This is a genomic window from Streptomyces candidus (genome assembly GCF_014207445.1).
Taxonomy (GTDB): Bacteria; Actinomycetota; Actinomycetes; order Streptomycetales; family Streptomycetaceae; genus Streptomyces; species Streptomyces candidus.
On sequence record NZ_JACHEM010000020.1, the window covers coordinates 42,813 to 54,217 of the forward strand.

General features: G+C 72.6%; 15 protein-coding genes and 1 pseudogene. 6 read left to right on the forward strand and 10 right to left on the reverse strand.

From position 1 onward, the window contains the following. Positions 1–9: 9 nt before the first annotated feature. Together HNQ79_RS28755 and HNQ79_RS28760 are read right to left on the reverse strand one after the other, a co-directional pair. Entirely contained in the window at positions 10–996 is a 987-nt protein-coding gene (locus HNQ79_RS28755; protein ID WP_185035834.1) for an iron-siderophore ABC transporter substrate-binding protein, read from the reverse strand. Positions 997–1,118: 122 nt separating this feature from the next. Then, entirely contained in the window at positions 1,119–2,102 is a 984-nt protein-coding gene (locus HNQ79_RS28760) for an ABC transporter ATP-binding protein (RefSeq protein ID WP_185035836.1), read from the reverse strand. Between the two features lie 180 nt (positions 2,103–2,282). Between HNQ79_RS28760 and HNQ79_RS28765 the strand changes: the two genes are divergently transcribed. Next, complete coding sequence (locus HNQ79_RS28765) at positions 2,283–2,852, forward strand: DinB family protein (protein ID WP_185035837.1); 570 nt, start codon at positions 2,283–2,285, stop codon at positions 2,850–2,852. 41 nt (positions 2,853–2,893) lie between these two features. On the opposite strand, the gene HNQ79_RS28770 is transcribed toward HNQ79_RS28765, so the two are convergent. Continuing rightward, complete coding sequence (locus tag HNQ79_RS28770; protein ID WP_185035839.1) at positions 2,894–3,118, reverse strand: hypothetical protein; 225 nt, start codon at positions 3,116–3,118, stop codon at positions 2,894–2,896. 143 nt (positions 3,119–3,261) lie between these two features. Between HNQ79_RS28770 and HNQ79_RS28775 the strand changes: the two genes are divergently transcribed. Further along, entirely contained in the window at positions 3,262–4,221 is a 960-nt protein-coding gene (locus tag HNQ79_RS28775) for a helix-turn-helix transcriptional regulator (RefSeq protein WP_185035841.1), read from the forward strand. Between the two features lie 190 nt (positions 4,222–4,411). Here the strand turns inward: HNQ79_RS28775 and HNQ79_RS28780 are convergent, their stop codons facing one another. From HNQ79_RS28780 to HNQ79_RS34120, 3 genes are all read right to left on the reverse strand, one after another. Then, the gene (locus HNQ79_RS28780; protein WP_185035843.1) at positions 4,412–5,539 is read right to left on the reverse strand and encodes a hypothetical protein; all 1,128 of its coding nucleotides are present in this window, start codon (positions 5,537–5,539) and stop codon (positions 4,412–4,414) included. Positions 5,540–5,902: 363 nt separating this feature from the next. After that, entirely contained in the window at positions 5,903–6,181 is a 279-nt protein-coding gene (locus HNQ79_RS34115) for a DUF6158 family protein (RefSeq protein ID WP_185035889.1), read from the reverse strand. Continuing rightward, the gene (locus HNQ79_RS34120) at positions 6,178–6,324 is read right to left on the reverse strand and encodes a hypothetical protein (protein ID WP_185035898.1); all 147 of its coding nucleotides are present in this window, start codon (positions 6,322–6,324) and stop codon (positions 6,178–6,180) included. The genes HNQ79_RS34115 and HNQ79_RS34120 overlap by 4 nt, the downstream gene beginning before the upstream one ends. Positions 6,325–6,410: 86 nt before the next feature. On the opposite strand from HNQ79_RS34120, the gene HNQ79_RS34860 reads away from it, so the two are divergent. Beyond that, on the forward strand, positions 6,411–6,563 hold the full coding sequence (locus tag HNQ79_RS34860; protein ID WP_373312540.1) for a hypothetical protein: 153 nt from the start codon (positions 6,411–6,413) through the stop codon (positions 6,561–6,563). Here HNQ79_RS34860 and HNQ79_RS28795 read toward each other — a convergent pair. The 3 genes and pseudogenes from HNQ79_RS28795 to nadE all read right to left on the reverse strand — a co-directional run. Then, positions 6,500–6,745: pseudogene (locus tag HNQ79_RS28795) on the reverse strand (histidine phosphatase family protein); the annotation flags it as partial. The gene HNQ79_RS34860 and the pseudogene HNQ79_RS28795 sit on opposite strands and share 64 nt — an antisense overlap. Positions 6,746–6,850: 105 nt before the next feature. Continuing rightward, positions 6,851–7,354, reverse strand: a complete 504-nt coding sequence (locus HNQ79_RS28800; RefSeq protein ID WP_185035844.1) for a DUF5709 domain-containing protein — start codon at positions 7,352–7,354, stop codon at positions 6,851–6,853. 112 nt (positions 7,355–7,466) lie between these two features. Then, positions 7,467–8,297: an NAD(+) synthase gene (gene nadE / locus HNQ79_RS28805; RefSeq protein ID WP_185035846.1), complete on the reverse strand. Its 831-nt coding sequence runs from the start codon at positions 8,295–8,297 to the stop codon at positions 7,467–7,469. A gap of 260 nt (positions 8,298–8,557) precedes the next feature. On the opposite strand from nadE, the gene HNQ79_RS28810 reads away from it, so the two are divergent. Next, positions 8,558–8,929: a helix-turn-helix transcriptional regulator gene (locus tag HNQ79_RS28810; protein ID WP_185035891.1), complete on the forward strand. Its 372-nt coding sequence runs from the start codon at positions 8,558–8,560 to the stop codon at positions 8,927–8,929. Positions 8,930–9,083: 154 nt separating this feature from the next. After that, positions 9,084–9,692 (forward strand): RNA 2',3'-cyclic phosphodiesterase, encoded by a 609-nt coding sequence (gene thpR, locus HNQ79_RS28815; protein ID WP_185035848.1) that lies wholly within the window; start codon positions 9,084–9,086, stop codon positions 9,690–9,692. On the opposite strand, the gene HNQ79_RS28820 is transcribed toward thpR, so the two are convergent. Next, positions 9,679–10,914 (reverse strand): LCP family protein, encoded by a 1,236-nt coding sequence (locus tag HNQ79_RS28820; protein WP_185035850.1) that lies wholly within the window; start codon positions 10,912–10,914, stop codon positions 9,679–9,681. The genes thpR and HNQ79_RS28820 overlap by 14 nt on opposite strands. A 218-nt stretch (positions 10,915–11,132) precedes the next feature. Between HNQ79_RS28820 and HNQ79_RS33300 the strand changes: the two genes are divergently transcribed. Continuing rightward, positions 11,133–11,405, forward strand: a 273-nt coding sequence (locus HNQ79_RS33300) for a hypothetical protein (RefSeq protein ID WP_221508266.1), incomplete at its 3' end; no start/stop codon positions are given.

Here is an 11,405-nt window from a genome sequence, read left to right on the forward strand (position 1 = left end):
GTCCCGTCGTTACTTCTTCAGCGCGGTGACGACGGAGTCGACGTACATCTCCATCGACGCCGTGCCGCCGAACATCCACACGCCGTCGGGCAGACGGTGCACCTTGTTCGCCGTGACGAAGGGCAGCGACTTCCACACCGCGTTGTCGGCGAGGACGCCGGTGAACACGGTGCTGCTCTTGTCGCTGTCGTTGGACACGTAGCCGAACACGGTGTCCTTGTCGAGCTTGGTCAGGCCCTCGACGTCGGTGGCGCCCAGACCGTACGCCGGGTCGCCCTTGACCTTCCAGGGGTTCGTCAGGCCGAGCCGGTCGTTGACGGCGCCGATCAGCGAGCCGCTGGTGAAGGGCCGGACGGAGACCTGGTTGCCCTGCGCGTAGCCGTCGGCGAAGGCGAACTTCGTGCCCTTGTGGCCGGCCTTCTCCAGCTCCTGCTTGCCGGTGGCGAGCTTGGCCTCGAAGTCCTTCTTGAGCTTGTCGCCCTTCTCGGTGGTGCCGGTGGCCTGGGCGATCATGTCCAGGCTCTTGGTCATCCGACCGATCGGGTCCTTGGCGTCGGCCGCCTTCAGGGTCAGGACCGGGGCTATCTTCTCCAGCTGCTTGACGGCGGCCGGCGGGAGGTCCGTGGTGGCGACGACGAGGTCGGGCGCGAGCGCGGCGACGGTGTCCATGCTGGGTTCGCCGCGGGTGCCGATGTCCTTCGGGCTGCCCTTCAGCGGGGCGGCCTTGTCCCAGGCGGTGTAGCCCTTGACGTCCGCGACGCCGACCGGGTCGACGCCGAGCGACACCAGGTGCTCGACGACGTCCCACTCGGTGCCGACGACCTTTTTGGCGGGGCCGTCCAGCTCCACCTTCTTGCCGCCGGCGTCGGTGAGGGAGATCTTCGCGGCCGGCTTGGCGTCCGCCTTCTTGTCCGCGGCGGGCTCGGTGGTGCCGCAGGCGCCGAGGGTGAGGACGGCGGCGGTGACCGCGGTGGCGGCGAGGAGGAGTCGTCTCATGGGGGCACTGGGCCTTTCACTGTGCGCGGGGGTGCGCGTTCTGTTTGCGGAGGGGTCGTTCTTGAGAGGGGGGAGGCGTCCTGTCGCCGGGGGCGGGACGTCCTGCGGTACGTGCTCTCGCGCTATGCGGTGGTGCTGGTGCTCACTCGCACGCTGTCGCCGGCGCCCGCACCGTAGCCGGGCGCACGGTCTCCCTCGTCCCTGCCGGCGCCGCGGTGCGCGCTGACGCTGTCGCGGTCGGCGTCCAGTACGCGGACTCCGTCGGGCGTGCGCCTGGTGTGGTGCCGGCCGATCGCGCGGGTGCGCAGCCGTCCGGTCAGCGGGTCGGTGGAGACTTCGATGCGGATGCCGTACGTGTCGGTCAGCCGCTCCGGGGTGAGTACGTCCCCCGGCTCGCCGTCCGCGATCACCCGGCCCGCCCGGAGCAGGACGATCCGGTCGGCGACGGCCGCCGCCTGGTCGAGGTCGTGCAGCACGACGCCGACGGCTATCGCATGGTCGTCCGCCAAGTCCCGTATGAGGTCCAGCAGTTCCACCTGATAGCGCAGGTCGAGGTACGTCGTCGGTTCGTCCAGCAGCAGTACGCCGGTCTCCTGCGCGAGGCAGCCCGCCAGCCACACCCGCTGCAACTGGCCGCCGGAGAGGTGTTCGGCGCCCCGCTCGGCCAGCTCGGCGACGCCGGTCATCCCGAGCGCCCGGTCCACGGCCTCCCGGCCGCCGGGGTCGCTCCGGCCCCAGCGCCCCCGGTGCGGGTAGCGCCCGAACTCCACCACGTCCCGTACGGTCAGCCCGCTGGGTGTGGGCCGCCCCTGCGTCAGCAGCGCGACCTGTCGCGAGAACTCGCGCGGCGACAGCGCGAAGCCGTCCGTACCTCCGTCGAGGGTCAGCGTCGCGCTCCGTGCCCGCTGCAACCGCGCAACGGTGCGCAGCAGCGTCGACTTGCCGCTGCCGTTGGGGCCGACCAGTACGGTCACCCGCCCGGGCGCCAGTTCGAGGGACGCCTCGTGCACCACGTCGACGCCGTCGTATGCCACGGTGACACCCGTGGCGGCGAGGGCGTGGCCGCGGGCCGGTGCGGCCTGGGGGAGTTCTTCTCCGACGTTCACAGGACGAAGGTTAGCCTAACCTAATGTTGGCTGAAAACGTCTGGTCCCGTCACTGGGCGGCCACCGGAAGATCCCCGCGGCGACGGCTGCCGAACTCCCGTGCAGCAGGCCGGGATTGGTCTCCGTCACGCTCCGTACGCCCGCGCAAACCGGTGGCGGGCCGGGCCCGAACCGGCCACCATGGCATCCATGAGCGATCAGCCCGCACGTTGGACCCCGGCGACCGTCCACCCCGACATGTGGGTCGATCCGGACGACGACCCCCGCGACAGCGACGGCCCCAGCCCTGACGGCGAGCTGCCGACGCTGCTGGAATTCCTGACGGATTACCGTCTGACCCTGCGGATGAAGTGCGAGGGTCTGACCCCGGAGCAGCTGGCGCGGCGCTCGGTGCCCCCGTCGACGATGTCGCTGCTGGGCCTGCTGCGGCATCTCGCCGAGGTGGAGCGGGACTGGCGCAACTGGATCACCGACGGCGATCCGCTGCCGAAGCTGTACGGGACGAAGGACGCCGACTTCGAGGGCGCCGTCGCAGACCAGTCCGTGGTGAACGCCGCGTACGCCGACCTGGAACGCGAACAGGCCGCCACCGACGCCGCCCTGGCCGCCCACCCGGACCTGGGCACGCGGCTGGGCAAGGACGGGACGGCGGTCCGCGAGCTGCTGGTGCACCGGATCGAGGAGTACGCACGGCACTGCGGCCACGCCGACCTGCTGCGGGAATGCGTCGACGGCCGCGTGGGGCAGTGACGGGTGCGCACGGGAAACACCGTCCCGGGTCCGGCAGGTCGTCAGGGGGTACGCCCGGACCACGCCACGAGGCGGTCGATGTCCGGTGCCTTTGGGGCGACGTCCACCACGGCCGCGAACGGGACCGGGCCGCCGCGCGGTTCGGCGGGCAGGGCGTGCGGGACGGCGGCGAGGGTGCGTCCGGCCAGTGCCACGGCCGTGTTCAGGAACGGGCGGGGGTCCGCGGGGGCGGCGGGGCCCTGTGTGGTGTTCGCGGGGTGCGTCATGCGCTCATCCTGGAAGTCGAACAGGTCACCTCCTGGCCACTTTTCCGGAGAGGATGACCTGCGGGAAGAGGCAGGCCCGCAGAAGAAGGGCACTCGCGCAGGAAGGGCACCGGCATGGGGACCGATTCGGGAAGCGGCCCGGTATGAGGGCCGACCGCCTGGTGGCGACCCTGCTGTTCCTCCAGTCGCGCGGGCGCGTCACCGTGGCCGAGGTGGCGGCCGAACTCGAAATCTCCGAACGGACCGCGCGCCGCGATCTGGAGGCCCTGTCGACCGCGGGCATCCCCGTGTACTCGCAGCGCGGCCGGGGCGGCGGCTGGTCGCTGGTGGGCGGCGCCCGCACCGACCTCACCGGCCTGACCGCCGAGGAGATCCGCTCGCTCTTCCTGCGGGCGGGATCGGCGACGGCGACACCGCAACTGCGTACCGCCCTGCGGAAACTGGTGCGGGCGCTGCCCGCTCCGCTGCGTTCGGACGCCGAGGCCGCCGCTCGGGCCCACATCGTCGACGCCACCGACTGGACGCGCGCCGACGCGACGGCCGCCGCACCCCAACTCGACGCGCTCCGAAGGGCCGTGGTGGACGGCCATCAGGTGCGGCTCGGGTACGCGGGCCCCGGAAAGCCCGCGTCCGTGCGGACGGTCCACCCGCTGGGACTGGCCTTCAAGGCGGGCAACGAGTACCTCGTCGCCGACACCGAGGGGGGCCTGCGTACGTTCCGCCTCAGCCGCGTCCTGACCGCGGAGCCGACCGGCGCCCCGGTGACCCGACCGGAGGGCTTCGACCTGCCGGCCGTATGGCGGTCCCTCGCCGCGCGACTGGAGGACCGGATGCTGGCGGCGACGGTGCGGGCGCGGGCGGAGCCGGGCACCCTGGCCATCCTGGAGCGGCTGTTCGAGGGGCGGCTGCGGATCGGGGAGAAGCTGCCGGACGGCTGGTCCGAGGTAACCGTCGACGGGCCGACGGCGGAGGTCGTCGCCGGTCAACTGGCCGCGTTCGGCGCGCGGATCGAGGTGCTGGACCCTCCGCAGGCACGGGAGCGGCTCGCCCGCCTGGCGGTGGAGCTCGCCCGCGTCTACGGCGCGCCGGACTCCGTACCGTAGAAGATCCGTGTGCCACCGCTACGGGACCGGCTTCGGGCCACGCGCCCCCAGCCGCTTCGGTCCGTCCCCAGGCATGTGTGCGAGCAACCGGCGCGCTACGGTGGGGATTTCCGTGTCGGCGGACTCCCCCTCGCCGGGGCCAAGCACCAGGTAGCGGTCCCCCGCCGTCCTCCGTCCGGCCGACGGCCGCCTATGTCCGCGTCGCCGTCCCGCACCCGGCGTCGTCGGCGTCCTTCATCCGCTCCGTCATCGGCGTGCTGCGGTCGTAGGGGTCGACCTCGGGGCCGGTGGCCGCGCCGGAGCGTTCCGCGCCGAATGCCGGGGCAAGGCGGCCGGAGGTGTCGCGGCAGCCCGCGTTCGTCATGTGGACGGTGTAGGAGTCGAGGGAGAAGGTGCCCGCCTCGGTCTTCACCTTTCCGGGATCGTCCCAGCTCAGCACGGTTTCGCGGCGCACGATCGTACGGGCGACCTCCTCGCTGCCCGCTGCGGCGCGCACGACCGGGTAGACGAACGTGACGTCGGCCGTCACCTGGAGCGCACCGTGTTCGCCCTCCCGAAAGGTGAGGCGGCCCCGGGTCTTGATCACGTCGCCGACCAGACGGGTGCGCGAGGGGTCGAACCGGCTGAAGAGCAGCAGCGGGTCCTTCTTCTCGTCGGACACGCGTGAGGTGGTGAAGGCGGTCGACAGGTAGTCCTGGACGTCTTTCTGGTGCGGGTTGACCAGGGCGATCGCCCGATCGGGGCGCTCGCCCCGCAGCACGCCCGGGTCCAGGTTGGACGCGGCGAGGAAGTCCCGGGTACGGGTGAGGGCCTGGGCGACCTGTGCGGTGCTCATCCAGCCGGTCGCCCTGGCCGGAGGCACGGTGATTCCGGCCGCGCCGTTCGCCCACCGGGCTGCGGGCGAACCCCTGAACGGTTCGGCGAGGGTGGGCCGCACGGGCGTCTGCCCGGCGGGCGGGCCGGTCGGCCGCTGCGACTCGGGGGCCTGCGCGCCGACGGCGTCCGTCGTGCCGTCCGCGCCGCCGAACCATCCGGTGGCGCGGCCTGCGAGCCCCGGCACCAGCGCCACGGCGAGCAGCGCGAGCGCGGCCACCAGCACCGCCGCGTGCCGGCCCCTGAACCGGCGCGGCCGGGCCGGCTCGTAGGAACGCCACGCCTCCGGCCGTACCGGCTCCTCACGCAGCCTCCGCGTCACGTCCCGGGCCCGCGCCGAGGGCTCCTTCGGCGCGCCCGGCACTCCGGCGGCGGACTCCCGCAGGAACCGCTCCCACTCCTCGTCGGACACGGACGCACCGTCCTGTCCCCCACCCGCACTCATCCCCGACTCCTCGTACCGACCGCCACAGGCCCCTCCCCGGGGTCGTCCCCGCATGATCCCACAGGCCTTGAACAGGCCGTCGATCAGCGGGGAGGCCCCGGGCGAGGCCGTGGTTCGGCGGGGCGGGGTGCGTACGGCGGAGCGGACGGCGTCCCTGCACGGGCGGATCGGGACGCGGCGCGGTGGCACCGACGGCTCCTGATCGCGGGGACTTCCCACCCGGCGGGACCGACGAGGCCGAGGCCTGATCCGCGAGGATTTCGCCCCGGCGCGCGCCACGCCGTGCCCGTTTCGCCCCACGCCGTGCCCCGCGCGCCCACGCCGCGACACCAGCGCGGCACGAGCGCGCGCCTCGCCCTCGCGTCACGTTTCGCGTGCGCGAGCTCCCTCTCGGGTGCGGTCGGCGGAGACGGAACGCTCCGGGTGGCGACGTACGTACTCGTCCTCCAGTTCCACGGTCCGCCGGGTGTGCTCGGCGAGCGCGTCACCGCTGCCGTGGAGGAAGGTCTCGTGCCGCGTACGGTGCACGCTCTCGAGTTCCTGGAGCAGTACGTCCTCGCTCAGCCGGGCCGGATCGACGCCGCGCGCGGGTGCGGGTGCGTGTCCCGGCTCCCGGCCCGGACCGTGGTCGGAGCCCCTCACTTGTTCTGCTCCGTCAGTGCGTCGCGGACCCTGCCGAGCAAGGCCGCCACGGGATCGTCGTGCTCGGCCTTCGGCGACTTCGCCGTTCCGGCCGACCGTTGCTGCCGGGCCTCGTGGCCCCTTGCGGGTTGCTGCGCGGTCATGATCGAAAATCTCCTCTCGCGCGGGAACACCGTGCTCTCCTGCGGGTATCCGAGCCGCCGTCCCCCAAACCGCCGACCGCTTCGTCATGCTGCCCGGCGCCGCGTGGAAAGCGGCGTATCCGGCCGACGCGATCGGCATCCTGATCCAGGACGCCACGACGAAGGTCAGGGAGCCGCCGTGCGTCACGACGATCTGGTGCCGGCACGGGCTGCGGAGGATGTCGTCCATCGCGGCGTAGAGGCGCCGCGCGCACTGCGCCTTGGTCTCGGCGCCCCGTACTCCCTCGTCGTGGTCCATCCGCTCCCCGACGGGCGGCGGCGGGACGAACCTCCGGTCCAGCCACTCCTGGGGCCTGCCGCCCGCCTGACCGTAGGACTTCTCGCGCAGTCCGGGGTCCAGGACCGCTTCGACGCCGAACACCTCCGTGACCGCTGCGGCCGTCTGCCGCGGGTGCGCGAAGGCCTCGGACGTGGGGGCGGGGCGGGGACGGTGCCTGCCGTCCCCGCCCCGCCCGTCCGCGCCTGCTCAGTTCCTCAGGCCCTCGCCCAGGTCCGCCTCGGCGTCGTCCGGCACGATGTGCACCGCCGCCTCCTCCGCGGACGCGGCCGCTCCGTCGATGCCGACGTCGTTGGCCAGCATGTCCTTCTCGGCGTCCTCGCGCGCACCCTCGTCCGGCGCCACCAGGCGTCCGGCCCGCCGGTCGCCCACTTCGGCGTCGACGGGCTCGCCCGCTCCGCCCGGCAGGTCGCCGAGGCCGTCGTCGTCCTCGGGGCCGCCCGGTGTGTCGAGTGCGGGATCGGGCACTTCCTGCGCGAGCCGCCCGTCGAGCGACTCGCCCTCCTGCTGTTCCTCCGCCGTGGTGCCGACGCGCCCCACGGCGAGCGGCCGCTCGGGCGGCGACCAGCCCTCGTCGTAGGGGTCCGCCTCACGGTCGTTGAGGGTGTCCTCGGGGTCGAGGATGCCGGAGTCCGCCGTCACTTCATCGGCACCGTCCGGCTGGTAGACGTCGTCTCCCCGCTCGCTGCTCATACGCTCGTTCCTTCCGGGGTCTGCGCGTCGCACGTCCGTAACATCCGAAACGTCCGTACGTTGACGTTAAATCCCCGCCTGCCCACGCGCGAGACGGACATACCTCCGGGGTTCAGGGTGCGACGGGCAGCTGCCGCTTGTGCTCGGTGAGGCGGTAGCGCTGGACGAGCTTCGTGACGACGTCGTCGCTGACCGGCTTGCCCTCCAGGAAGTCGTCGATCTCGTCGTACGTGACGCCGAGGGCCTCCTCGTCCGGCTTGCCGGGCGCGAGCGTCTCCAGGTCGGCCGTCGGCACCTTGCGCACCAGCTCGGCCGGGGCGCCCAGGGCGTCCGCGAGCGCCCGTACGCGGCGCTTGGTCAGACCCGTCAGGGGTACCAGGTCGGCGGCGCCGTCGCCGTACTTCGTGAAGAACCCGGTGACCGCCTCGGCCGCGTGGTCGGTGCCGACGACGAGGCCGTCCTGCGCGCCGGCGACCGCGTACTGCGCGATCATCCGCTGCCGGGCCTTGATGTTGCCCTGTACGAAGTCCTGGTGGCTCTCGTCGCGGAAGGCGAGCCCACCGGCGAGGGAGGCGTCCAGCGAGGCGTCGCTCGCGGCCTTCACGTCGACGGTCAGCACCCGGTCGGGCTTGATGAAGTCGAGCGCGCGCTGGGCGTCCTTCTCGTCCGCCTGCACGCCGTACGGCAGCCGCATCGCGTAGAAGGTGGCGTCGTGTCCGGCGGCGCGGGCCCGTTCCACGGCGAGCTGGCACAGCCGCCCGGCGGCGGTGGAGTCGACGCCGCCGCTGATGCCGAGCACCAGCGCGCGCAGGCCCGTCGTCGTCAGGCGCTCGGCCAGGGAGGCCACCCGCCGCTCGATCTCCTGCTCGGGGTCGAAACTCGCGGACACCTGGAGGTCCCGCGCGATCTCCTGCTGCACGGTGCTGGACGCCGGGTCGGTCACGACTTGCTCCTCGGGGTCGGTCGACGGATACACGATTACTTCGGTACCCGGGTACAGGGGGCGAAACCGGAGACGAACCGGCCTCCGTGCATCCGACCCTATGCCGCGCGGCAGCCGTACTCGCGGAGGGGCCCCGATGCCCGGCACCCCGTTCCCGCCGTGGCCGGCCTGTGCGAGGGTGGGCGCGTGAATCCGGCCTGTGCGAGGGTGGGCGCGTGAATCTGGAGGACCTCGTCCGGTTGCGCCGGGCCCGCGACCTGATGGACCGCAAGTACGCCGAGCCGCTCGACGTCTCCGCGCTCGCGCACGTCGCGCTGATGTCGGCCGGTCATTTCTCCCGGAGCTTCCGCGCCGCGTTCGGGGAGACCCCGTACAGCTATCTGATGACGCGCCGCATCGAGCGGGCGAAGGCACTCCTGCGACGGGGCGACCTGTCGGTGACGGAGGTCTGCTTCGAGGTGGGCTGTACGTCGCTGGGATCGTTCAGCTCACGGTTCACCGAACTGGTCGGGATGAGCCCGAGCGCGTACCGGGCACGCGACCACGACGACAAGGCCGCGCTCCCCGCCTGCGTCGCCAGGATCCACTCGCGACCGGTCAGGATCCGCTTCGCCCAGCCGCACAAGCGGTAACACCTCCGAGCGGTCACGTCGCACCCTGCCGACACGGGCGGGGTGCGACGTCCGTGTCCCCGGAGCACGGGAGCGCGGGGGACGTACGGGGCTCCCCCGCGCCGCCCCGTACGATGCGAGCCGTACCGGAGAGCAGCGTCGGGGGGAACCGCAGATGACCGTGGACGGGGCCTCGCCCGCGACCGTACGCGTGTTCATCGCCCTGGCGCCGCCGGACGACGCGAAGGACGAGTTGGCGAAGGAGCTGCGGCCCGCCTGGGACGCGTATCCGGACCTGCGCTGGAACCGCATCGAGGACTGGCACATCACGCTGGCGTTCCTCGGGGAACTGCCGGTCGCCAGCGTTCCGCTGCTGCGGGGGCCGCTGGGGGAACTGGCGGCGGCGCAGCACCCCCTGGAGCTGGCGCTGCGCGGCGGCGGGCACTTCGACGAGCGGGTGCTGTGGAGCGGGATCGGCGGCGACCTGGACGGGCTGCACCGGCTGGCCGACGGGGTGCGCGCGGTGGTGCAGGGCTGCGGCATCGCCTTCGAGGGCCGGCCGCTGCGACCGCACCTGACCCTGGCCCGCGCCCGCCGCGGCGGTCCGGCCCCGGTCGTCGAGACCGCCGACGCCCTGGCGTCCTTCGCGGGCCGCCGGTGGCCGGCGGCCCGTCTGCACCTGGTGGGCAGCAATTTCGGCCGGGGTCCTGGGCCGATCCGCTACCGCGACATCGACGCGTGGCCGCTCGGCGGCGCCTCCCGCGGGCCGCTCAGTCGCTCTTGACGACCTTGCCCGCGTCGACCTTGTCGCCGGCCGAGTTCTCCGTGACCGCGGGCGGGATCGGCTTGTCCATCCGGAGCGACATCCACAGGAGCTCGGACTGGTCCTTCAGCGGTATGACGCGCTCGGGGTCCTTCGCGTCGTAGTCGATCGGCAGCGTGATCATGTTCATGTCCTTGGAGCCGATGCCGCCCAGGCGGTTGCCGAAGGACGCCAGGGACATGACGGAGCCGAGGCCGGAGTCGGTGGTGAGGGTCTGGGTCGCCGCGTCCGCGAGACCGTACAGCTTCTTCGGGTTGAGGACGCCGACACCCTTGATCTCTTCCATCAGAGCCTTCATGAAGGCCTGCTGGAGCTGGATGCGGCCGAGGTCGCTGCTGTCGCCGACGCTCTTTCGCGTGCGTACCAGGCCGAGGGCCTGCTCGCCGTCCAGCCGGTGGGTGCCGGCCGCGAGTTTGAGGTGGCTCTTGGGGTCGTCGATCGCCTTGGTGGTGGTGATCGGCACACCGCCGAGCGCGTCGATGAGCGTCTTGAAACTGCCGAAGTCGACCTCGACGTAGTGGTCCATCCGGAGGCCGGAGAGCTTTTCCGCCGTCTTCACCGCACAGGCGGGCCCGCCGATCTCGTACGCCGTGTTGAACATCTGGCGTTCCGCGGCCGGCCTGACCTTGGACCTGCCCATGCACTGGGGGCGGCTGACCAGGGTGTCGCGCGGGATCGACACGACGCTGGCCTTCTCGTTGCCCGCGTGCACGTGCACGATCATCGCGATGTCGGAGCGCGCGCTGCCCACGTCCTTGCCGTACTGACCGTTGTCCCCCTGCCGGGAGTCGGAGCCGAGGACGAGGACGTCCATCGATCCGTTGTCGACCTCCGGCGGCCGGTCGGAGCCGAGTTCCGCCTCGATGTCGACGGTCTTGAGGTTGCCGTCGAGCGCGAAGTACATCCAGGCGAAGCCCGCACCGCCCAGGACCAGCAGCGGGAGCAGTACGAAGATCAGCAGGGTCTTGACCTTGCTGCGCGGTCTGCGCTGGCCGCGTCGCCCGCGCGGCGCGCGCCTGCTCGCGGCTCTGCCCTCGCCTCTTCCTTCGGTGCTCCCCTCCCCGGGGTGCGCGCCGGGGGAAGGCTGAGCGCGGCGCCCGGCGGGCTGCTGGGCGCGGCGCCCGCCCTTTTTCCGGCGGCTGCCCGCGGCCCCTATATGGCTGTTCCTGCCCCGCTCGCCCATGTGTGCTCTCTCAGCTCCTCGTGGATACTCACATACCCCCTGCCGTCGTGGAACGGGGATGGAAATGTCGACACTTCCCGCACGACTGCGGCCTGACACTGATGGGTCAGACGTTCGAGCGCGTAGAAGGGTTGTACAACATTCCGTTGCCTCCGTGTAAACCATGAAGATCGGACACGGCGCCCAGAAATCCCCAATTCGGCTGCTCCTGCGCGTCGTTGGACCACCGAAGCGCGGTCAGGAGTGACGGGCGGCACTGCCCGTGCAGGCACGCCGTCCCGCACCGGCGGTACCGCCCGCCGCCGCCCGCACAGGCACACCGTCCCGCACGGGCGGCACTGCCCGCGCCCCCGCACCGCCCGCGCCCCCGCACCGCGCGCACCGCGCGCACCGCCCGCACCGCCCGCACCGCCCGCACCGCCCGCACCGCCCGCACCGCCCGCACCGCCCGCACCGCCCGCACCGCCCGCACCGCCCGCACCGCCCGCACC